The organism is Nonomuraea sp. NPDC050663, from assembly GCF_044456985.1.
Classification (GTDB): Bacteria; Actinomycetota; Actinomycetes; order Streptosporangiales; family Streptosporangiaceae; genus Nonomuraea.
Genome location: NZ_JBITGL010000001.1, coordinates 915,245 through 936,399, shown reverse-complemented (window position 1 = coordinate 936,399; position 21,155 = coordinate 915,245). Strand labels below are relative to the sequence as shown.

The following is a 21,155-nucleotide window of genomic DNA, read 5'->3' as shown; positions in this document are numbered from 1 at the left end:
ATGGACACCATCGCGGTCACCCGGCACGGCAAGATCCGGGGGCGCATCCAGGACGGGGGCGCCGCCTTCCTCGGCGTGCCCTACGCCGCCCCGCCCTTCGGGGCCGGGCGATTCCTCGCTCCGCAGCCCGTCACGCCCTGGGACGGGGTGCGGGACTGCCTCTCCTTCGGGGCCACGGCGCCCAAACGGCCCTACCGGCCGCCGCTGGACGAGATCCTTCCCGATCCTGACGTGGCCGGGGACGACTGCCTCAACGTCAACGTCTGGACACCCTCGCCCGCGCCGGGTCCGAGCCTGCCCGTGATGGTGTGGATCCACGGCGGGTCCTTGCGCAACGGCTCCAACGTCATCCCCCTCTACGACGGCGCCGCCTTCGCCCGCGACGGGGTCGTGCTGGTCTCGGTCAACTACCGGCTCGGCGTCGAGGGCTTCGGCGTCTTCCCCGACGCCCCCGACAACCGCGGCCTGCTCGACCAACTGGAGGCGCTGCGGTGGGTGCGTGACAACGTCGCGGCCTTCGGCGGCGATCCCGGCAACGTGACCGTGTTCGGCGAATCGGCCGGGGCCATCTGCATCGCCGCCCTGCTGACCAGCCCGCACGCGCACGGCCTGTTCCACCGGGCCGTCATGCAGAGCGGCCCGCCGCACACCGTCTCCCGCAAGGAGGGCGCCACGATCGTCAAGGTGATGGCGCGCGCGCTCGGGGTGCCGCCCAGGGCCGCGGCCTTCGCCGACGTCGATCCGTCGAGCCTGCTCGACGCCCAGGTCGCGGCCACCTCCAAGGGCAATCCGATCACCGGCGGTCCCGGCTTCCACATCGTGGCCGACGGCGACGTCGTGGTGCCCGGCGGCGAGCTTCCGGCCGACGTGGACCTGCTGGTGGGGGCCAACCGGGAGGAGTACCGGCTGTGGCTGGTGCCGACCGGGGCGGTGCGGCGCATCAGCCCGCTGGTGCTGCGGCTGGCCATGCTCAAGTTCCGCATCCCGTGGCGGGTGGCCGGGCTCTACCGCTCCAGCAGGCCGGGCGCCCCGCCGGGCGAGATCCTCGGCGAGATCGCCACCGACATGCTGCTGCGCGGGCCGATCAACAGGCTGGCCGACTCCCACCGGGGCAGGAGCTTCGTCTACGAGTTCGCCTGGCGCTCGCCCGAGCGCGACCTGGGGGCTTGCCACGCCCTGGAGATCGGCTTCGTCTTCGACAACCTGGCGGCGGCGCGGGAGCTCACCGGTCCCGACGCGCCGCAGCCGCTCGCCGACACGATGCACCGGGCCTGGATCGCGTTCGCATCGGGCGGCGATCCGGGCTGGCCGGCCTGGGACGCCTCGCGGCCGGTCATGGTGTTCGACGCGCCCGAGTCCGGGATCGTCCACGCACCACGCGACGAGGAGCTGAGAGCCTGGCTCTAGAGCAGGTCCCGCGCCGTCAGGGCCGCCTCCAGGAGTCTGGCCTGGGCGGGAACGCCCAGGTCCAGGCCGGTGAGCAGGCTCACCCGCTGCAGCCTGTAGTCGAGCGTGTTGCGGTGGATGTGCAGGTCGAGTGAGGTCTGGCGGCGGTTGTGGCCGCGGTTGACGAAGGCGCGCAAGGTGTCGACCAGGTGCGGGTGCCCGGCCAGCGGGTCGAGCTTGGCCGCCAGCCGATCGAGCCCGGCGCCCGGCCTGGCCAGCTGATACTCCAGCAGGACGTCGTCGAAGCGGTAGAGGCCCGGTGGCCGCCCGAGGCGCTGGACGATCTCCATGACCCGGCGTGCCTCCTCCAGCGCGGCGGGGATGCGGGCGGGCTCGGTGGCGCGCGCGGCGGCCAGCAGCACCGGGCCCACGTCCCCGGTCAGCCGCCCGGCCAGGCAGCCGAGCTCGGGCGTGCCCCGGTCGGGCAGCAGCGCCACGCCCTCGTCGGGGTCGGCCAGCACCAGCGTGCCCGCGTGCGCGTCGAGGGCCGACTGGACCAGGCGTGCCCGCGGGCCGCCCTCGAACACGTAGACGACCACGTCGTAGGCGGGGGCCACCTCGATCCGCGCCGCCTCCGCGAGCGCCTGGTAGGGCTGCCCGGCGAACAGCGCCGACACCAGCGCCCGCCTGACCCTGCGCTCCTCGCCCCTGACGTCTTCGGCCGCCTGGTCGTGGGCCAGGGCGACCGCGGGCACCGCGGCCCGCAGGCAGCCGAGCAGCCCGGAGCCCGCGTCCGCGAGCTCGCCGGGCGTGGCCGTCGCGCACAGGGCGCGCCACCAGACCTCGGCGCCGATCAGGTAGGCGGTCATCGCCGCGGGCAGCGGCAGCCGCTCCTCGGCGCGGCGGGCCGACCACTCGATGATGCGGGTCAGCTCGCCGGGACCCAGGACGTCGGGTTCGCGCAGGGAGCGCAGCAGCAGGCCGAAGACCGCGGCGACCGACGGCGTGACCTCGCCGTCGAGCGTCTCGCGCGGCAGCTCCCGGTAGAAGGGCACCTCGGCGGCGCACCGCGCGACCACCTCGGCGGTGAGCTCTCGGACCCGCGGGGCCATGCGGGAGTACAGGTCGGGCACCGTCGGATCGTCACATTGCCCAAACCGCACCGTCAATCATTGCCCCAAGTGCGGACAGACGCGGGCCGATCTCTTATCCAGGATGCGTTCAAGCCCCCAGCCTGGAGAGGACCGTCCATGTTCCGACGCCTGCTACCCGTGGCAGCGCTCATCGCCACGATGCTGACCGCCGCACCGCCCGCCCACGCGGCCACGAACTACGGCGCGGCCGGGCCGTACGCCACCGCCGTGGAGGTCGGCGCCGTCAACACCCTGTACTATCCGCGTGACATCGCCCGGAGCACCCGCCGCCACCCGGTGATCGTCTGGGGCAACGGCACCTTCGCCTTCCCCGTCGTCTACCGCGACCTGATGCTCCAGTGGGCCAGCCACGGCTTCATCGTCTCGGCGGCCAACACCCCGATGTCGAACCTGGGCATCTCGATGCGCGCCGGGATCGACGCGCTGGCCGCCCGCGACGCCGACCCGTCGAGCGTCTTCCACGGCAAGGTCGACCTGGAGCACATCGGCGCCTCCGGCCACTCCCAGGGCGGCGCCGCGGCGATCGTGGTCGGCGACGACCCGCGCGTCGACACCATCCTGCCGATCCAGCCCGGCCCGCTGGCCAACATCGACGCCGTCGACGGGCCCGCCTTCCTGATGGCCGGGCAGTACGACAGCATCGTCTTCCCCGCGCTGGTCAAGTCGTTCTACAACGACGCCGACCACATCCCGGCGATCTACGGCGAGGTACGGCGGGCCGACCACTTCACGGTCGTCGGCGACCCGGGACCGTTCGCGGCGCCCACGACCGCCTGGTTCCGCTTCCAGCTGATGGGCGACCAGGAGGCGCGCGCGCTGTTCTACGGGCCGAACTGCGGGATCTGCACCGACACGGGCACCTGGTCCGACGTGCGCCGCAACGCACTCGTGCCCTAGCACCCCCTTCCCAGCCGATCGATCGATCGCTAGAGTCCCTGCCTACCGATCGATCGATCGGCTCGCGAAGGAGGCACCCCCCATGCCCGTCGAAACCAAGAGTCCCCTGCTGCGGGTGACCGTCGGCAGCTTCGTCGGCACCGTCATCGAGCAGTACGACTTCCTGCTCTACGGCTTCATGACCGCCCTGGTCTTCAACACCCTCTTCTTCCCCAGCAGCGATCCCACCGTCGGCACCCTGGTGGCCTTCGCCGGATTCGCGATCGGCTTCGTGGCCCGCCCGATCGGCGCCGTCGTCGCCGGGCACTACGGCGACCGGGTCGGACGCAAGTCCATGCTCGTCATGACCCTCCTGGTCGCGGGCCTGGCCACCACCGCCATGGGCCTGCTGCCCACCTACGCGAGCATCGGCATCTGGGCGCCGATCCTGCTGATCGTGCTCCGCGTCGTCCAGGGCTTCTCCTACGGCGGCGAGGTGACCGGCGCGGTCCTGATGACCACCGAGTTCGCCCCGCGCCACCGCCGCGGCTACGTCGGCAGCTTCATCCCCGCCGCCGGACCCGCCGGCCTGCTGCTGGCCACGATCGCCATCATGGTCGTGGCCGGCATGGACAAGGCCGACTTCCTGTCGTACGGCTGGCGCATCCCGTTCCTGCTGTCGGCGCTCCTGGTGGTCGTCGGCCTGGTCATCCGCGCCAAGGCCCCGGAGAGCCCCGCCTTCGCCGAGACCAGGACCAGGCACGCGATGCCCGTCATGGAGGTCTTCCGCCGCCACACCCGCCCGCTGCTGCTCGGCGTGGGCACCGGATTCGGCTTCTACGTGGTCTTCTACGTGCTGCTCGTCTTCGCGGGCTCCTACATGACCGCCACACTCAAGCTGCCCGCGCAGGTGCCGCTCGTCGCCGTGGCCGTCGGATCACTGGTCGTCATCGTCTTCGGGCCGCTGTGCGGCAAGCTCTCCGACCGCTTCGGCCGCCGCCCGATGGTCGTCACCGGCTCCGCCCTCGTCGCGCTCTACAGCTTCGTCTTCTTCCGCCTGCTCGACACCGGCGACACCATGGTGATCTACCTGGCCTACGCGCTCGCCTTCGGCTTCGTCACGATCATGTACTCGCCACTGATCACCTTCATCGCCGAGCAGTTCCCCACCTCCGTGCGCTTCAGCGGCGCCTCCCTGGCCGGCCAGATCGGCGCCGTCCTGGGCGGCGGGCTGGCCCCGCTCATCGCCACCGCCCTGCTCGCCTCGCTGGGCGCCTGGAGCGTGGCCGCGTACGTGGCGCTGTCGATGCTCGTCTCGCTGGCCAGCGCCCTGGCCCTGCCCGAGACGAACCAGGCCGACATCACGGCAGAATGAGCCTGTGACTATCGATCGATCGGCAGCCCTGCCCGACCTCGACCAGCGCCGGGTCAGCACCACCGACGTGCGGCTGCCGCCGAGCGTCCTGCTGGAGGGCACCTCCGGCAGGATCCTGCGCGAAGCCCTGCTGCTCTTCGCCGAGCAGGGCTTCCACGGCACCTCGATCCGCGACCTGGCGCACGCCTGCCAGATCCGCTCCGCCACGCTCTACGCGCACTATCCCAGCAAGGAGCACGTCCTGGCCGAGCTGGTGCGCATCGGCCACGAGGCCCACCACGCCCGCCTGGTCGGCGCGCAGGGGCGCGACTCCATCGAGCGGCTGCGCAACGTGGTGCGCGAGCACGTCCTGGCCCACGCCGAATACCCGCTGCTGGCCGTCGTCTCCAACAACGAGCTGCACGCGCTGTCGCCCGAGATGGCCGCGCCCGCGATGTTGCTGCGCGCCGACGGGCGCCAGCTGCTCATGGACATCATCAACGAGGGCATCAGCGAGGAGGCGTTCGACGTGCCCGACGCCTTCCTGGCGGTGACCGCGATCAGCGGCATGGGCATGCGGGTGGCCAACTGGTACGGCTCGGGCGTGCCGTACTCCCCCGAGGAGATCGCCGAGACCTATGCCGGGTTCGCGCTGCGGATCGTGGGAGCCTCGTAGCCCTTCACCCGTTCGCCAGGTGGAGGAGGGGCTCGCCGCGCACATAGCGGCCCACCTCGGCGGCGACGATGCGGGCGGCCTTCTGCGCGGTCTGCCTGCTCGCCCCCGCCAGGTGCGGGGTCATGACGACCCCGCCGGTGGTCAGCAGCCGCGAGCCCGCCGGGACGGGCTCCTCGGGGAAGACGTCGAAGGCGGCCGCGAACAGGTGGCCGCGCTCCAGCGCGTCGCAGACCGCGTCGTAGTCGACCAGGCTGCCGCGGGCGCAGTTGACCAGCACCGAGCCCGCGGGCATGAGGTCCAGCTCCCGCGCGCCGATCATGCCGTGGTTGCCGGGGGTGGCGCGGGCGTGCAGGGTGACGATGCCGCTCCTGGCGAGCAGCTCGTCGAGCGGCACGCTGCGCTCGGGCACGTACGGGTCGTGGACCAGCACGTGCGCGCCGAAGCCTTCCAGGACACGCGCCACCTTGCGGCCGATCGCGCCGTAGCCGACCAGGCCGACCGTGCCGCCCTCCAGCTCGGGTCCGACGGCGTCGAAGCGGTAGTAGTCGCTGCGCCAGACGCCCTGCCGCAGCTCGGCGTGGGTCTGCGGGATGCGGCGGATCGCGGCCAGGATCATGGCCACGGTGTGCTCGGCCGTCGCGGTGGCGTTGCGTCCCGGCGCGAAGGTCACCCGGACGCCGCGCTCGGCCGCCGCCCGCAGGTTGGCGTTGACCGGGCCGCCGCGGCCGACGCAGAAGAGCCTCAGATCGGGGCTGGCGTCCAGGACCCGCTCGGTCAGCGGGGCCATCTGGGTCACGCAGATCTCCGCCCCGCGCAGCGCCTCGATCAGCTGCTCCTCGGTGCCGGAGGCCTCGCGGACCTCGGCGACCCGACCGAACGGCTCCACCGGCCAGGGCAGTGTCAGCTCGCCGATCTCCAGGTCGTAGCCCTGCAGCTCCTGCCTGAACAGGCTGTTGAGGACGAAGTGGTCGCCTGCGGCCAGCAGTCTCATGCGAGGGCTCCGTTGTACTCCAGGACGGCGGCGCGCGGGCCGTCCAGCTCGATCTCGGTCAGCGCGCAGTTGCGCAGGGAGGGGAAGACCCGCCGGTATTCGCGCAGCGGCAGCCCGATCAGGCGGCACAGCGTGAGGCGGATCGCCGTGGTGTGCGCCACGACCAGGACCCGCCCGCCCTCGTGCGCCGCGGCGATCTCGGCCAGACACCCGGCGAACCGTTCGGCGGCCATGACCGGATCCTCGCCTCCGGGCAGGTGGTGGGCGACGGGATCGGCCTTGAACGCCTCCAGCGCCTCGGCGAAGCGTCCGGCCATCTCCTGCCTGGTCAGGCCCTCACCCTGGCCGAAGTCGAGCTCGCGCAGCCGCTCGTCGACGCCGAGCGGCAGGCCGAGCCTGGCGGCGCTGCGCCCGGCGGTGAGGCGGGCCCGCGACAGCGTGGAGCTCCAGACGGCCGCCAGGCCCGCGGAGCCCGCCCAGTCGGCCAGCCGTTCCGCCTGCTGACGGCCTCGCTCGGTCAGGTCGACGTCGCTGACGCCCGCGTAGCGGTTCTCGGCGTGCCAGACCGTCTCCCCGTGGCGGACCAGGACGAGGCGGGTCATCGTGATGTCCTCTCTTCGGCGTGCGCGGCGAGCGCGTCGGGCAGCCAGCCGCGTTCGTGCAGCGCTTCGACCAGGCGCAGGTAGGGCTCGTCGAACCGCCCGGTGCCCTCGGGGTCGATGGTCTCCCTGACCCTGGCCATCGTGCCGCCGTGCTCCCCTGCGGCCAGGATCGCCATGCCGAGGGCGGGTTCGGCGTTCTCCAGGAGGGTGACGGGGCGGCCCAGGATGTCGGCGCGCAGCCGGCACCAGTACCGGTTGCGGGCGGCGCCGCCGGTCAGCGTGAGCCGCCCGCCGCCGGGCGCGCCGAGCAGGTCCAGGTAGTCGAAGCAGAGCCGCTCCACGAAGCCGACGCCCTGCAGCACGGCGGCGAAGCGCTCGGCCTCGTCGCGCGGCTCGCCGATCATGAAGGCCTCCGCCTCCGGTGCCACGAACGGGAACCGTTCCCCCCGGCCGAGGAGCGGATAGGCCAGCACGTCGGTGCGGGCCACCAGGCCCGAGAGCCGGTCGGGGTCGGCGAAGTCACGGGCGATCACTCCGGAACCGGTGCTGGAGGCGCCGCCGGGCAACCACGTGCCCGTGGGCGAGCGGTGCGAGTAGACGGCGCCGAGGGGATCGCGCAGCAGCTCGCGGGTGACGCCCTTGATCACCAGCGTGGTGCCCAGCACGGAGTTCCAGCTGCCCGGCTCGGTACCGCCCGCCCCGAGCTGGGCGGCACAGCCGTCGGTCATGCCGGCGATCACCGGCGTGCCCGCGGGGATGCCGGTGGCCCCGGCCGCCCGCTCGCAGACCACGCCGAGCATGGTGCCGGAGCGCACGAGGTCCGGCAGCACGTCGCCGGGCAGGCCGAGGGCTTCGTACGGCCAGCGTTCCTCGATCAGGTGCGCGCCCGTCTTGAGCGCGTTGCTCAGGTCGGTGGCCACCTCGTGCCCGGTCAGGCGGCGGTTGACGAAGTCGCTCTGGTGCGTCACCCGGCCGTGGCCGTGGTGTTCGAGCAGCCAGTGCGCCTTGGGCAGCGCCCAGGAGGCCTGCATGCGCAGGTAGCCGAGCTCGGCCCAGACCCCGGCGCCCCTGTCGTTGATCGCCTCGACCTCGGCGGCGGCCCGCGTGTCGTCGTACATCAGGGCGGGGCTGACGGGACGGCCGTCGTCATCGGTCAGCAGCACCGTCCCCGAGGTGGCGTCGACAGCGACGGCCTCGATGTCGCTCCTGCCTCCCGTCGCCTGCCTGCACGCCAGCGCCACCGCTTCCCACCACTGCTCGGGGTCCTGCTCGTGACGCGGGCCTTCGCGGCGGCCGGTCAGCGCCCGCGACCCCATCCCCGCCACCTCTCCGTCGGCGGTCACCAGGATCGCCCGTACGCTCTGGGTGCCGATGTCGATGCCCATCCATGTGCTCACCGCACGCCCCTCAGCCGGACGAAACGCTCGTAGGCGTCGTCGAGGTCGCGGCGCGGCACCCACTCGTCCCTGACGGCGGGGGCCGCCGGTTCCTGCCCCAGCTGCAGGCGTCCCACCTGGTAGGCGCCCCTGGCTCCCGCCTCCGTGTCCACCGGCCTCAGCACCGTCACCCCCGTCGCGTCGGCGATCAGCTGGGTCCACACCTCGCTGGCCGCTCCCCCTCCGCATACCCGCAGTTCCCCGGGCCGGCTCCCCGCCGCCTCCAGGCAGTCGCGGATGACCAGGCTCAGGCCTTCCAGGACGGCGCGCGCCACGTGCTCGGGCCCGTGCTCCACGGTCAGGCCGTGCATCGAGCCGCGGATGCCGGGATCGCGGAACGGCGCCCGCTCCCCCGCCGGTGACAGGTACGGCAGGAAGCTCAGCCCCCTGCTGTCGGGCGCGGCCCTGCGTCCCAGTTCCTCGGGGTCGCGCAGGCCGAGCAGGGCGCAGGCCCAGTGGATCACCTCGACCCCGGCGAGCGTCGGGAAGACCCGCAGGTGCCGCCGCGGCAGGCCGAGCGCGATGGTGAAGCCCGCCTCCGCGCTTCCCGGCGAGGCGTCGTCGGTCACGATCTCCGTGCACAGGGTGGTGCCCAGGATGCCGCAGGCCTGGCCGGGCTCGGTCGCGCCCACCCCGATGGCGGTGGCGGCGATGTCGTAGGGGGCCATCACCACCGGCGTGCCGGGGGGCAGGCCCAGCTCGGCCGTGGTCAGGGGGGCGGTGCGATGCTCGTCGGCGATCCTGGCGGGTAACAACCGTCGTGCCCAGCTCATGCCGTACAGGGCCAGGAGGTCGGCGGAGTAGTCGCCGGTCGCCAGGTCCGTGAACGGCGCAGACGCGTCGGAGCTGTCGATCGCCCGGCGGCCCGTGAGGTTGGCGAAGATCCAGCCGCCGCAGGTCAGCGCCGCGGCCGAGCGTTCCAGCCGGGCCGGGTCGTGCTCGTTCAGCCAGGCGAGGATGGCGTTGGGCAGGCCGGCGAAGGTCACCGACCCGTTGGCAGGGAAGGCGCGCGCGAGCACGCCCTGCTCCTCCCACCCGGCGACGGCGGCGGCGGCCCTGCCGTCGTTCCACAGGATGGCGGGTCCCGTGGGCCGGTTGCGCTCGTCGACCAGCCACAGGCCGTCGCCCTGCGCGGTGATCGCCAGGAAGTCGACCGGCCCGGCGGCCGGGGCGACCTCGCGGACGCAGGCCACCACGGCCGCCCACACCTCGTCCATGTCCTGCTCGGAATGGCCGGTCGCGGGCCGGGTCACCCGCGTGGGCCTGCGGGCCAGCGCCGTCTCGCGACCGCCGCCGTCGTAGGCGACCGCCTTGATCATCGTGGTGCCGGCATCGACGCAGATCGCACCTTTCACGATGGAAACCCAACACTCGTCTACCGCCATATGTCAACAAGTCGTGATATCTCACACTTCTGCTGTTAGATTGACGGCGTGGACGCTTCCGGACCGCGCGAGCGGCGCGACCAGATCCGCCGCCGCGTCACCGACGAGGGCTTCGCCCGCATGGAGGACCTGGCCGAGACCTTCGGCGTCAGCGTCATGACCATCCACCGCGACATCGACGCCCTGCAGACCGAGGGCTGGCTGCGCAAGGTGCGCGGCGGCGCCACCGCCCAGCCCTCCGCCCTCCACCACGGCGACGTACGGCACCGCAGGCAGGCCATGGCCGCCGAGAAACAACGCCTGGCCGAGGCGGCCGCCACCCTGATCGAACCGGGCATGTCGGTGATCCTCGACGAGAGCACCACCGCCCTGGCCCTGGCCGCGCTGCTGCCCTCCCGCGGACCGCTCACCGTGATCACCAACTTCCTCGCCGCGGTCAACCACCTCGCCGGCGAGGCCTCCATCGACCTCATCTCCCTGGGCGGCGCCTACTATCCCGCCTACGACGCCTTCCTCGGCATGCGCACCACCGACGCCGTCAGGTCGCTGCGCGCCGACCTGCTGTTCGCCTCGACCACCGCGGTCACCCACGGCTCCTGCTACCACCAGTCGCAGGAGACAGTCGCGGTCAAGCGGGCCATGATGGATTCGGCCGACCAGCGAGTGCTGCTGATCGACCACAGCAAGTTCGGCAAGCGGGGGGTGCACAGGCTGGCGGCACTGACCGACTTCGACCTGGTGATCGTCGACGCCGGGACGCCGGAGGAACACCTGGCGCCGCTGCGCTCCGCGAACGTGAACCTGCGCCGGGCGGCGCCGTGAGACTCGCCGCCCTCCTGACGAGCGCCCTGTCGGCCCTGTCGCCCGTGGATCGTGGGCGGCGACGAGCGCCCGTTCGTCATGAGGAGGACCGGATGAGCCGTGGCGCCCTCGTCCTCCTGAGCTGCCTGCTGGTGACCGGCTGCACGTCGCGGCCCGCTCCCTCGCCCTCTCCCGCTGGGGTGTCCTCTCCGGCCGCGACGCCGGAGGAGATCCCCGTGTCACTGCGGTGGGAGCGCGTGAGCGGCCTGCCCGGCGACGACGCCTGGGAGCGCGGCCTCAACGACATCACCGCCGCGGGTCCCGGCGACGCGTGGGCCGTCGGCTATACCGGCTGGGAGGACGGCGTCACCGCGACGCTGCGCCGCTGGGACGGCAGCCGCTGGCGCGCGCTCCCCGCCGGGCAGGCGGGATCCTTCCGAGGGATCGACTCCGACGGCCCTGACAACGTCTGGGCGGTCGGCGGCGAGAAGGACGCCATGCACTGGGACGGCCGCGCCTGGCGCCGGATCGAGACGCCCGTCCACCCCCGTGACGTCGCCGTCGACGGGCCCCGCGCGGTCGTCATCTCACGGGCGGGCATCGCGACGTGGGACGGCACGCGCTTCACCACCGTCCTCGACCAGGACGAGAACACGGTGACGCTGACCGCCGCCGACGCGGGCGCCGGCCACGCCTGGGTCACGGGATCGGTCTCCCGCCGCCCCGCCCTCTGGCACGGACGTGACGGCTCGTTCGTCCGTGAGCCGCTGCCCGAATCGCAGGAGGGCGAGCTCACCGACGTCTGGCAGAACGGCGACGATGACGTCTGGGCGGTGGGCACGGCGGGCACGTCTCCGCTGGTCGTGCACTGGGACGGCCGGGCGTGGACCCGGGCGGAACTCCCCGGCCGGCACGGCAGGCCGGTCAGCGTGACCGCCGCGGGGCCGCGCGAGGTGTGGATCGCGGCGACCGACGACGCCTACCCCGGCCACGTCGTCATCCTGCACTGGGACGGGGCCGCCTGGACACGCGAGCTCACGCCCTCGCTCGGCAAGGTGACCCGCGCGCGGATCACCCGCGTCCCCGGCACCTCACACCTGTGGCTGGCCGTCTCCGTCGCCAACGGCGACTCCGAGTCGATCGTCACCCTCCGACGGCGGTAGGTGCCCGGCGCGGGTCTCGAACTCGCCGCTGCCGTCGACCACCACCGTCAGCCGCCCGTTCTCGGCCTCCACCAGCACCCGGTCGCCCGGGTTGACGTCGCCGTTGATCAGCATGGTCGACAGCCGGTTGTCGACCTCCCGCTGCACCGTACGGCGGAGCGGACGGGCGCCGAACTCCGGCTTGTAGCCCTGCTCGGCCAGCCAGTCCATGGCCTGGTCGGTGACCTTGAGCTCGACCTCCTGGGCGGCCAGCCGCCGCCTGGTCTTGTCGAGCAGCAGGGCGGTGATCTGGCGGATCTCCTGCTTCTCCAGCCGGTGGAAGACGATGATCTCGTCGATCCGGTTGAGCAGCTCGGGACGCAGTTGCTGCTGGAGCAGGTCCATGAGCTGGTCCTTGAGGGTGGTGGTGTCGGCGTCGCTCATCAGGATCAGCGAGGAGCCGATGTTGCTCGTCATGATCACGACGGTGTTGGTGAAGTCGACCGTCCGGCCCTTCCCGTCGGTCAGCCGCCCGTCGTCGAGCAGCTGCAGCAGGATGTTCATGACGTCCGGGTGCGCCTTCTCGATCTCGTCGAAGAGCACCACGGTGTGCGGGCGCCGCCGTACCGCCTCGGTCAGCTGGCCGGCCTCGTCGTAGCCGACGTAGCCGGGTGGCGCGCCGACGAGCCGGGAGACGGTGTGCTTGTCCTGGTATTCGGACATGTCGATGCGGATCATGTGGTCCTCGCCGCCGAACAGCGCGTCGGCCAGGGCCCTGGCCAGCTCCGTCTTGCCCACGCCCGTCGGGCCGAGGAACATGAAGCTGCCGATCGGCCGGTTCGGGTCCGACAGTCCCGCCCGTGCCCGCCGTACGGCCTCGGAGACGGCGACCACCGCCTCGTCCTGGCCGATGACCCGCTCGTGCAGGTGCTCCTCCAGCTTGAGCAGGCGCTCGCGCTCGGCCTCGGTGAGCTGGCTGGCCGGGATGCCGGTCAGGCGCGAGACCACCTCGGCCACGTCCTGCGCGGTGACCTCCGGGACGTCGTCGTGGCCGTGGCGGGCGTTCTCGAGCTCGTCGCGCGTCCGCTCGATCTCGGCGGTCAGCTGCTTGGCCCGGTCGTAGTCCTCGCTCCTGACCGCCTGGTCCTTGTCCCTGCGCAGCTCCTCGACCCGCTCCTCCAGCTCACGCGCCCCCGCGTCGGGCGTCGTCGCGCGCAGCCGTACCCTGGCCGCGGCCTGGTCCATCAGGTCGATCGCCTTGTCGGGCAGGAACCGGTCGTTGATGTAGCGGTCGGACAGCCGGGCCGCGGCCTCCAGCGCGTCGTCGGTGAGGCGGACCTGGTGGTGCGCCTCGTAGCGGTCGCGCAGGCCCGCCAGGATGCCGACGGTGTCGTCGACGCTCGGCTCGGGGACCAGGATCGGCTGGAACCGCCGTTCCAGGGCGGCGTCCTTCTCGATGTTCTTGCGATACTCGTCGATCGTCGTGGCGGCGACCACGTTGAGCTCGCCGCGGGCCAGGGCGGGCTTGAGCATGTTGCCGGCGTCCATGCCGCCCTCGACGGCGCCCGCGCCGACCACGGTGTGCACCTCGTCGATGAAGACGATCATGTCCTGGCTGTTGGCGGTGATCTCGTCGATCACCTTCTTCATGCGCTCCTCGAACTCGCCGCGGTACTTCGACCCCGCGACCATGCCCGTCAGGTCCAGCGCGATCACCCGGCGGCCCTTGAGCGTGTCGGGCACGCTGCCGTTGACGATGCGCTGGGCGATGCCCTCGACGATCGCCGTCTTGCCCACGCCCGGCTCGCCGATCAGCACCGGGTTGTTCTTGCGCCGCCGCGAGAGCACCTCGATGGCCTGCTCGATCTCGTCCTCGCGGCCGACGACCGGGTCCAGCTCGCCGGCCCTGGCCTCCTCGGTGAGGTCCCTGCCGTACTCCTCGACGGTCGGCGTCTTGCTGGGCTGCCGCTCGTCGCGCGCCGACTCCTGCAGCTCGTTGGCCGACACGCCCGAGGCCTTGAGCAGCCTGGACGCGGCCGAGTCCGGGTTGGCCGCCATGGCCGTCACCAGGTGCTCGGGGCCGATGTAGGAGTCGCCCATGGCCTGCGAGATGCGCTGCGCGTCGAGCAGCGCCCGCTTGGCCGCCGGGGTCAGCGTGGTGGGCGGGTCACCCTCGGGCCCCTTGGGGATCATGGCGCTGATCAGCTCGTCGAGCTTCTCGGGGTTCGCTCCCGCGTTCATCAGCAACGTCCTGGTCGCGGGGTCGCCCGCGGCGGCCTGGAGCAGGTCGAGCACATCGAGGTCGGCGGCGCCGCGCGAGCCCGCCAGGGCCAGCGCCCGCCTCAGCAGTTCCCTGGCCTGCTCGGTGAGCAGCTTGCCCACGTCGATCCGCTGCGTGCCCGGCCTGCTGGGCGGCCAGGAGTCCTGAGCCCCTCCGAACAGCCGTCCCGCGAGCATGTCGAAGCCACGGAAGGGGTCCTCACCGAAGAACGACCCGAAGGGTGATGTACTCATGATGAAAGACATCGCCCTCCGGATTTCAGATCATTGCCACCTTTGACTCTAGATCCGGCAAAACTCTCAGGTAGGGACATTTCTCCTTCGTAAGGTCGTAAGAGACGGACGACATCAAGGGAGACGCCGTGCCTTTCGACCAGACCTTCCTCCGCGACCTCGTGACCATGAAGGACGAGATCGGCGTACTGTCGCTCTACGCCTGCGCGACCCCGCAGGAAGAGGCGTCCAAGCGCCCCGCCTGGGGCATCCGCCTGCGCAACGAGCTGTCCGCGCTGCGCGAGGAGGCCGCCTCCTGGCCCGACCGCGAACGCCGCACCGCCGTCCTGGCCAGGCTCGAAGCCCTCGAGCCCGAGCTGCACGAGCTCACCGACGCCTCCGAGCCCGGCCTCGGCCGCGCGCTGTTCGCCTCCGTGAGCGACCGCTCCGACATCAGGAAGATCTCGCTCCAGGTGCCCGTCGAGGACTGCGCCACCCTCGAATCGACCGCCTATGTACGCCCGCTCGTCAGCGCCATGGCCACCAGCGCACCCGCCGGCCTCGTCGTCGTCTCGCGCGACGGGCTCCGGCTCATCGACTTCAGGTACGGCATGGCCGAGGAACTCGAGCGCAAGCCGTTCGACGTCGACACCGAGGACTGGCGCCTCATGCGCGGCCCCGGCCCGGGCGGCGGCCCCGGCGGCGGCTCGCAGCCCGTCGCCACCCACACCGACAAGTTCCAGTCGCGCGTCGACGACAACCTGCGCCGCCAGATCCACGCCGCGGGCCCCGCGGTCGCCGCCGAGGCACGCTCGCGTGGCTGGGTCGACGTCCTGCTCATCGGCGCCCCACCCGTGACCGAGGTCCTGGCCGCGGCCATGCGCCCCATGACGCCGGTCACCGTCGACCTCATCATCGACGCCCTCGCCCCCGGCGAGGTCGCCAAGCACGTCTCAGGCGAACTCGCCGCCACCCGCGTCTCGCGCGACCAGGCCCTCGTCGCCCGCGCCATCGACACCGCCAAGTCGGGCGGCAAGGGTGCGCTCGGGCTCAACCAGACGCTCGCGCTGCTCAACGAGGGCCGGGTCGAGCACCTGCTGCTGGACGAGGCCGGACGGTGGAGCGGCGTGCGGGGGGCCGACGGGTTCCTGTTCGAGTCGGGCGAGGGGGTCGAGGAGGCGGACCTCGGTGAACGCATGATCGAGGCCGTGCTCGACAGCGGGGCGACGCTCACCGTCCTGGGCCCCGAGGCGGCCGCCGGGCTGGCGGACTACGACGGGGTGGCGGCGCTGCTGCGCTGGTGACACCCCGCCCACGATCCGCGCCCTCGGCCGTGAGGCAGGGCGCGGATCGTGGCCGGTCAGGCGCTGTCAGGGATGCGGTACAACGTCCGCGTCGCGGCCAGCCACTCCTGGTCGATGAATCGCCCGGTCACATGGCCGAGCAGACGCAGATACGCGTCCATCTCGTCCTCGTCGTCGTCGACGGCTTCGATGTCGATGGCGTGCCGCTCGAAAAGCGGCTCCAGTTCTCCTAGGTCGATCGCGTGCTGCCCGCTCCGCCCTGCCCGGTCCCCGTCTCGCCAGTAGTCGAGACCGTCGAGCCCTCCTTCGCCGCCGTCGTACTCGACGTAGAAGAGCCTCCTGCCCTCGGCGCTCAGCGGGCCGGGGAAGATGCACAGGCCGCTCAGGCTGATGATGTGGGTCCAGCCCGGCGCGTGCTCACCGATCCAGATGACGTCGTCCGTGCCGTGCGGCCGGTACCACTGCAGGGCGGTCGGCAGGTCGCAGTCCAGGCGGCTGGCCGGATCGACGCCCAGGATCCGAGCGAGGGACTCGGGGTCGCCTCCCTCGATCCAGGTGCCGGCGAATCTGGCGGAGAAGCCGGACGAGAACAGCAGGTCCCACTGGGGTGACATGTCGCAGTCCTTACTCGTGGGCGGGGACGTGGTAGCCGGTGTGCGGTGCGTCGAGCCACTCCCGGTCGAGCTCGCGGCCCACCACCCTGCCGATCGCGACCAGCGCGGAGGTGAACGACTCCGCCGGTTCGACGGCGGGCTCACCCTCGTCGAGGTCGAAGCGCAGACCCTCCAGGTAGGGGTCCAGAGCGTCCGGATCGGCGCCCGAACGCTCGCCTGGGTCGAAGACGTCGAGGACCGTGACCAGTTCCCCTGATCGCGCGTACTTCAGCAGGCTCTCCCCGTGGAAGTCCCACGCGAGTGCGAGCGCCCGGCGGTCGCCGCGGGAGAGTTCCGCCACCACCTCGTCGGCGACACAGCGGTGATCGCCGATCAGCACGATCCAGCCGCCCAACGTGCCGGCGAGCAGGCCTGCTGCCTGCTCGCCGCTGCCGTCGGAGCCCGATCCCCACTCGCCGAAACGGTCCGGCACACCCGTCGCGGGGTCGCCGCCGAGCACCGAGACGGCCTCCTCGGCCGCGATGCCCTCGCACCAGACGGCGTAGAACTCCTGCATCGACACGTCGCTGGGGTCGTAGGAGCGCAGCACGTGGTAGAGGTGATCGCCTGGCATGATTCGTTCCTCCTTGGCAGGGGCTGCCGCCCGGCCCGAAGGCCGGGCGGCAGCATGAAACTACGGCGTGCCCTTGACGCTCACCCAGAAGCGGTCACCGTTGGGCCGATCGGGCCCTTCCGGGATGAGAACGCGATAGCGAGCGTAGAACACCGACAGATACCAGCCGTCACTCTTGTTGTTCGCCGAAGGGACACCCCGGACGGAGAAGTTCCCATCCCCCCAGCCGGGGCCCTCCTTGACGGAGTTGAACGGGAATTCGTCGCAGTCCCCGACCACCTTGGCGGCCCTGCAGGCCTTCCGTCGCTCAGACACCTGGACAGCACCCCATGTACGACCGCGGGGGTCGCCTGGGCGCAGTGCGCTCTCGTTGATCCGGGTGAGCGCCGCCCGGGTGGCAGGGGTCTTGCCATCCCAGTTACCGGGAACGATCTTCTGCCCTGGCGCCTTCTTCGGCTCCGTGTTGTCGGTGTCGTTGAAGGCGGCCCAGATGTGTGCGGCCACCGGACCCCGCTTGGAATGATCCACATCGGTGCGGTAGATGCGACTCACATCGGGGAAGATGCAGGCACCCGTGTAACGGACGCGCTTCTCCTCCGGCCAGTTCCCCGGGGCGCCCGGACCGAGCGTGAGATCGTCACACCGGACGGTCGGCGGGGTCCAGATTCCCTTCGGCTGTTCGTCCTTGAGCTTGCCCCAGAGCGGGAAACTCGAGGGCCCCACGTTGGTGACGAGGTCCTTGACCTCCACCCACGGCGACACTGAACACGTGCGAACCTTCGACGTGGTGCTCTCCGACTTGAACCGGAAGTACCTGGTGGTGTCGTCCCAATCCTTGACGAGCGCCTCCCTGTCTCCGTTGACGGTCTTGCTGCATGTCGCCCCGTCGGTCCCCGATGCAGCGGTGACCGCCAGCTTCATGCGCGAGTTGCCGATACCCGTTTCCAGGGCGAAGTCCAGCTGGTCGAACGCAACCCACATGGAGAACTCCTTGGGGGACAACGGCCCCGTCACCCCGTCGCTGCCCAGCTTGCGGATGCTCGTGCCATCCCTGGTTCCCAGATAGGAGTTCATGACGACGGTAGAGCGGACGATCATGTCCAACCCTTCCGAACCGTCGGGGAGCTTGATTCTCTTCTTCTTCCCGCTGCCGGAGGGGTAGTCGAGATCGTCCATCCACATGCTGATCCCGAACCACCGGACGGAACAGCCGCTGAAGACCGTGGCGTCCGTCCAGATACCCCAGATGGCCTCCTTGGGCGCCTTGGACCGGCACGTGTCGAGAGTGAAGTGCCGGTAGTTGACCTCATAGGGATCCGGTTCACTCAGCGTCCCTGCGGTTTCCGATGCCTTGCCCGTCGCGGGGGCAGGCGTCGGCGTCTCGCCAGCCATAAGCAGGCTGGCGATATCATCACTGGTGAGGGGACGCTGGTAGACCCAGACGTCGTCGAGACCGCCGACTGCTCGAGCTCCGAGACTCAGCGCTGCGTCGGCGTGCCAGCGCGTACTTGAGAGTGAGGCGGCACCCACGTTCACCCCGTTGAGGTACAAAGTCGCCGTGTTGCCCGCCGAGTCGTACACGCCCGCCAGGTGGAACCACTCGTTGACCGGAGGCTCCACTCCAGACCGCACACCGTCCACCGTCGCATCGGCCGTATCGGCACTGGTGAAGGTGAACACCAGCCCGTCCTCCGGGTCGTTGCCGAGCTTGAAGGGCGCCTGGTGAGCGCCCTTCTGCTCGATCACGGAGTAGGCGCCGTCCTTGTCGCTCCACTTCAGCCAGGCGGCCACGGTGAAGCTCTCGTCCGTGCGGATCACCGGCCCGTCGGTCTGCGCCAGTGGCTCCTCGCCGGGATGGATGACGTCGACCTTGAGTACCTGCCAGCCCGACCACGGCGACGCCGTGCTCGGGGACACCGCGCGGGCACGCCAGCGCACCAGCCAGCCGTCGGTCAGCTTCCCGAGCGGCACCGCGAGGCTTGCGGGTGAGCCCGGCTGCGCGTCGGCCACAGCACCTGCCCAGATCGGCCCGTTTCCTTGCCCGTCGGGCGCGGATGGATCGTGCTCGATCTCGAACTCCGCGGTGAGCGCGTCTCCACGCGGATCCGTGGGAGTCGCACGCAACTGCGGCGTGACGGTGTTGGTGACCGTCTGGCCGTTCACCGTCTTGCAGGGCGTGACCTGCAGGTCTTCGACGCCGGGAGCTGATTCCGGCCGGTCCACGACCAGCTGCTGCCACGCCGACCACGGCGAGGTCAGATCAGCGGCCAGCGATCGCACGCGCCAGCGCACGGTCCAGCCGTCGGACAGTTCGCCAACCGGAACGCTAGCGACGACCTGCGTGTTCGCGTCGCCCTCGACCGAGGCCGCCCAGATCTGCCCGCTGCCCTGTCCTGCCGGAGCGCCCGGGTCGTGCTCCATCTCGAACTCGGCCCGCATGGCACCACCGGGCGCGTACGTGACCTGTGCGTACAACGACGGCGTCAGCACCGGCGTTACAGTCTTGCCCTCCACCACCGACGACGGGGTGACCCGCACCTCGCCGAGGCCGGGCTTGGGCACGTCGACCGTGAGGAGCTGCCAGTCCGACCACGGCGAGGTCACGCTTGCCGAGGCGGCACGGGCCCGCCATCTCACGACCCAGCCGTCGCTCAGCACGCCGCCGGGTACGGCGAGCACGGCCTGGGACCCGACCGCGACGCCGGCGACGTCACCGGCCCAGATCGGCCCGCTTCCCTGCCCGTCAGGCGCGGCAGGGTCGTGCTCGACCTCGAACTCCGCGGTGAGGTCGTCCCCGCGCGGGTCGAGGAGCGTTGCCCGCAGTTGCGGTGTCACCGTCGAGGCGACGGTCCTGCCGTCCACCTGCGCTGACGGGGTGACCTGCGGATCCTGTACGGCAGGCGCCGAGTCCGGCCGGTCCACCAGCAGTGATTGCCAGTCCGACCAGGGCGAGATGAGCGTGCCCGCGCTGGAGCGCACCCGCCAGCGCACTGCCCAGCCGTCGGCCAGTTCGCCCGCCGGGACGGCGACCGAGGTTTGCGTCCCGGCCGGGACGTTCTCTACGGTGCCCGTCCAGATCGGCCCGCTGCCCTGACCTTCAGGAGCGGACGGGTCGTGCTCGACCTCGAACTCAGCCTTCAGTTCACCTCCGGGGGCATAGGTGACCTGCGCGTGCAGAGCCGGCGTCAGCACCGTGGTCACGGTCTTTCCGTCCACCACCGACGAAGGGGTCACCTGGAACTGTCCGACGCCCGGCTTGGGGACGGCCACCTGCAGCTGCTGCCACGTCGACCAGGTTGAGGTCGTCGTGCCCACGATGGAGCGTGTGCGCCATCGCACCAGCCAGCCGTCGGCCAGGGTGCTCTGCGGCACGTTCACCGCCGCCTGGCTGCCGGACGCGACGCCGACGAGGGCTGTGGTCCAGATCCGCCCGCGGCCCTGTCCCTGCGGCGCGGCCGGATCGTGTTCGACCTCGAACTCCACCCGCGAGGCGCTTCCCTGCGGGTGCGACACCGCTGCCCGCAGTTGCGGAGTCACCGACGAGGATGTCGTCACACCGTCTATCTGCTGCGACGGCACGACCTGGAGCTGGCTGACAGCCGGGTCGGTGGCGGGGTCGAAGACATCCACGGTGAAGGTCTGGGAGTTCGACCAGGATGGTGACGACCCTGGCGTGGTGGCCTTGACCTGCCAGTAGTACTCCTTACGGTCGGCCAGCTTGCCTGCGGGCACCTGGATCGAGGCCTGCGTCCCCGAAGCGACATTGGCCACCGAACCCGTCCACACGGTGGTGTAGGGCGAGAAGTTCTGCACCACCTGCACGTCAACGGTTGACGCGCCACCCAGCGGGTCGGTGACCCTGGCGTGCAGTGTCGGGGTCACCGATGTGATGCGGGTGGCGCCGGACAGCGTTTCCGCCGGAGTGACCTGGAACTGGTCGACCACGGCTTCAGGGACGTCAACCGTGAAGGTCTGGGAGTTCGACCACGACGGCGTCGACCCCGGCGTGGTCGCCCTGACCTGCCAGTAGTACTCCTTACCATCGGCCAGCAACCCTGCCGCCACCTTCAACGCGGCCGCCGAGCCCGAGGCCACATTGGCCGCCGAACCCGTCCACACGGTGGTGTAGGGCGAGAAGTTCTGCACCACCTGCACGTCAACGGTTGACGCGCCACCCAGCGGGTCGGTGACCCTGGCGTGGAGCGTCGGCGTCAGCGACGAGGTGACCGTCCCGCCGTCCACGATGCGCGACGGCGTGACCTGGAACTGATCCACCACCGCTTCAGGAACATCCACCGTGACGTACTGCGGACTCGACCACGACGGCG

Annotated in this window: 16 protein-coding genes; 7 read left to right on the top strand and 9 right to left on the bottom strand. The window is 71.3% G+C overall.

Annotated elements, in window-relative coordinates; genetic code table 11:
- Positions 1–1,407 carry a carboxylesterase/lipase family protein gene (locus tag ACIBH1_RS04415; protein ID WP_397312132.1) on the top strand — a complete coding sequence of 469 codons (1,407 nt, stop codon included), beginning with the start codon at positions 1–3 and terminating at the stop codon, positions 1,405–1,407.
- Here ACIBH1_RS04415 and ACIBH1_RS04410 read toward each other — a convergent pair.
- Positions 1,404–2,519: a PucR family transcriptional regulator gene (locus tag ACIBH1_RS04410; protein WP_397312131.1), complete on the bottom strand. Its 1,116-nt coding sequence runs from the start codon at positions 2,517–2,519 to the stop codon at positions 1,404–1,406. The two genes, ACIBH1_RS04415 and ACIBH1_RS04410, sit on opposite strands and share 4 nt — an antisense overlap.
- A 117-nt stretch (positions 2,520–2,636) precedes the next feature.
- On the opposite strand from ACIBH1_RS04410, the gene ACIBH1_RS04405 reads away from it, so the two are divergent.
- The 3 genes from ACIBH1_RS04405 (at position 2,637) to ACIBH1_RS04395 (ending at position 5,446) form a co-directional block, all read left to right on the top strand.
- Positions 2,637–3,437, top strand: a complete 801-nt coding sequence (locus ACIBH1_RS04405; protein ID WP_397312130.1) for an acetylxylan esterase — start codon at positions 2,637–2,639, stop codon at positions 3,435–3,437.
- Between the two features lie 82 nt (positions 3,438–3,519).
- Entirely contained in the window at positions 3,520–4,791 is a 1,272-nt protein-coding gene (locus ACIBH1_RS04400) for an MFS transporter (protein ID WP_397312129.1), read from the top strand.
- A 4-nt stretch (positions 4,792–4,795) separates the two neighbouring features.
- Complete coding sequence (locus ACIBH1_RS04395) at positions 4,796–5,446, top strand: TetR/AcrR family transcriptional regulator (RefSeq protein ID WP_397312128.1); 651 nt, start codon at positions 4,796–4,798, stop codon at positions 5,444–5,446.
- Positions 5,447–5,450: 4 nt separating this feature from the next.
- On the opposite strand, the gene ACIBH1_RS04390 is transcribed toward ACIBH1_RS04395, so the two are convergent.
- Genes ACIBH1_RS04390 through ACIBH1_RS04375 form a run of 4 tightly spaced genes read right to left on the bottom strand, consistent with a single transcriptional unit; the run spans position 5,451 to position 9,830 of the window.
- Positions 5,451–6,437, bottom strand: a complete 987-nt coding sequence (locus tag ACIBH1_RS04390) for a 2-hydroxyacid dehydrogenase (RefSeq protein ID WP_397312127.1) — start codon at positions 6,435–6,437, stop codon at positions 5,451–5,453.
- Positions 6,434–7,039, bottom strand: coding sequence for a histidine phosphatase family protein (locus tag ACIBH1_RS04385; protein WP_397312126.1), 606 nt, complete (start codon positions 7,037–7,039; stop codon positions 6,434–6,436). The genes ACIBH1_RS04390 and ACIBH1_RS04385 overlap by 4 nt, the downstream gene beginning before the upstream one ends.
- A complete protein-coding gene (locus ACIBH1_RS04380) occupies positions 7,036–8,436 on the bottom strand; it encodes an FGGY-family carbohydrate kinase (RefSeq protein WP_397312125.1) in 1,401 nt (466 codons plus the stop codon). The genes ACIBH1_RS04385 and ACIBH1_RS04380 overlap by 4 nt, the downstream gene beginning before the upstream one ends.
- Entirely contained in the window at positions 8,433–9,830 is a 1,398-nt protein-coding gene (locus ACIBH1_RS04375) for an FGGY family carbohydrate kinase (RefSeq protein ID WP_397312124.1), read from the bottom strand. The genes ACIBH1_RS04380 and ACIBH1_RS04375 overlap by 4 nt, the downstream gene beginning before the upstream one ends.
- Positions 9,831–9,908: 78 nt before the next feature.
- Between ACIBH1_RS04375 and ACIBH1_RS04370 the strand changes: the two genes are divergently transcribed.
- Entirely contained in the window at positions 9,909–10,682 is a 774-nt protein-coding gene (locus ACIBH1_RS04370) for a DeoR/GlpR family DNA-binding transcription regulator (protein ID WP_397312123.1), read from the top strand.
- Between the two features lie 92 nt (positions 10,683–10,774).
- Complete coding sequence (locus tag ACIBH1_RS04365; RefSeq protein WP_397312122.1) at positions 10,775–11,824, top strand: hypothetical protein; 1,050 nt, start codon at positions 10,775–10,777, stop codon at positions 11,822–11,824.
- Here ACIBH1_RS04365 and ACIBH1_RS04360 read toward each other — a convergent pair.
- Positions 11,753–14,317: an ATP-dependent Clp protease ATP-binding subunit gene (locus ACIBH1_RS04360; protein ID WP_397312121.1), complete on the bottom strand. Its 2,565-nt coding sequence runs from the start codon at positions 14,315–14,317 to the stop codon at positions 11,753–11,755. The two genes, ACIBH1_RS04365 and ACIBH1_RS04360, sit on opposite strands and share 72 nt — an antisense overlap.
- Positions 14,318–14,445: 128 nt before the next feature.
- Here ACIBH1_RS04360 and ACIBH1_RS04355 point away from each other — a divergent pair, with 128 nt between their 5' ends.
- A complete protein-coding gene (locus tag ACIBH1_RS04355) occupies positions 14,446–15,600 on the top strand; it encodes a VLRF1 family aeRF1-type release factor (RefSeq protein ID WP_397312120.1) in 1,155 nt (384 codons plus the stop codon).
- A gap of 56 nt (positions 15,601–15,656) precedes the next feature.
- On the opposite strand, the gene ACIBH1_RS04350 is transcribed toward ACIBH1_RS04355, so the two are convergent.
- From ACIBH1_RS04350 to ACIBH1_RS04340, 3 genes are read right to left on the bottom strand one after another with little or no spacing between them, the layout of a single operon-like run.
- The gene (locus ACIBH1_RS04350) at positions 15,657–16,214 is read right to left on the bottom strand and encodes a hypothetical protein (RefSeq protein WP_397312119.1); all 558 of its coding nucleotides are present in this window, start codon (positions 16,212–16,214) and stop codon (positions 15,657–15,659) included.
- A 10-nt stretch (positions 16,215–16,224) separates the two neighbouring features.
- Positions 16,225–16,827, bottom strand: a complete 603-nt coding sequence (locus ACIBH1_RS04345) for a DUF6461 domain-containing protein (protein ID WP_397312118.1) — start codon at positions 16,825–16,827, stop codon at positions 16,225–16,227.
- A 60-nt stretch (positions 16,828–16,887) separates the two neighbouring features.
- A complete protein-coding gene (locus tag ACIBH1_RS04340) occupies positions 16,888–21,123 on the bottom strand; it encodes a LamG-like jellyroll fold domain-containing protein (RefSeq protein WP_397312117.1) in 4,236 nt (1,411 codons plus the stop codon).
- Between the last annotated feature and the right edge of the window lie 32 nt (positions 21,124–21,155).

Excerpts from the sequence above, each read along its gene's own strand:
- ACIBH1_RS04400 (WP_397312129.1), top strand. The coding sequence starts at position 3,520 with ATGCCCGTCGAAACCAAGAGTCCCCTGCTGCGGGTGACCGTCGGCAGC.
- ACIBH1_RS04345 (WP_397312118.1), bottom strand. The coding sequence starts at position 16,827 with ATGCCAGGCGATCACCTCTACCACGTGCTGCGCTCCTACGACCCCAGC.
- ACIBH1_RS04360 (WP_397312121.1), bottom strand. The coding sequence starts at position 14,317 with ATGAGTACATCACCCTTCGGGTCGTTCTTCGGTGAGGACCCCTTCCGT.
- ACIBH1_RS04405 (WP_397312130.1), top strand. The coding sequence starts at position 2,637 with ATGTTCCGACGCCTGCTACCCGTGGCAGCGCTCATCGCCACGATGCTG.
- ACIBH1_RS04390 (WP_397312127.1), bottom strand. The coding sequence starts at position 6,437 with ATGAGACTGCTGGCCGCAGGCGACCACTTCGTCCTCAACAGCCTGTTC.
- ACIBH1_RS04365 (WP_397312122.1), top strand. The coding sequence starts at position 10,775 with ATGAGCCGTGGCGCCCTCGTCCTCCTGAGCTGCCTGCTGGTGACCGGC.
- ACIBH1_RS04350 (WP_397312119.1), bottom strand. The coding sequence starts at position 16,214 with ATGTCACCCCAGTGGGACCTGCTGTTCTCGTCCGGCTTCTCCGCCAGA.
- ACIBH1_RS04415 (WP_397312132.1), top strand. The coding sequence starts at position 1 with ATGGACACCATCGCGGTCACCCGGCACGGCAAGATCCGGGGGCGCATC.
- ACIBH1_RS04385 (WP_397312126.1), bottom strand. The coding sequence starts at position 7,039 with ATGACCCGCCTCGTCCTGGTCCGCCACGGGGAGACGGTCTGGCACGCC.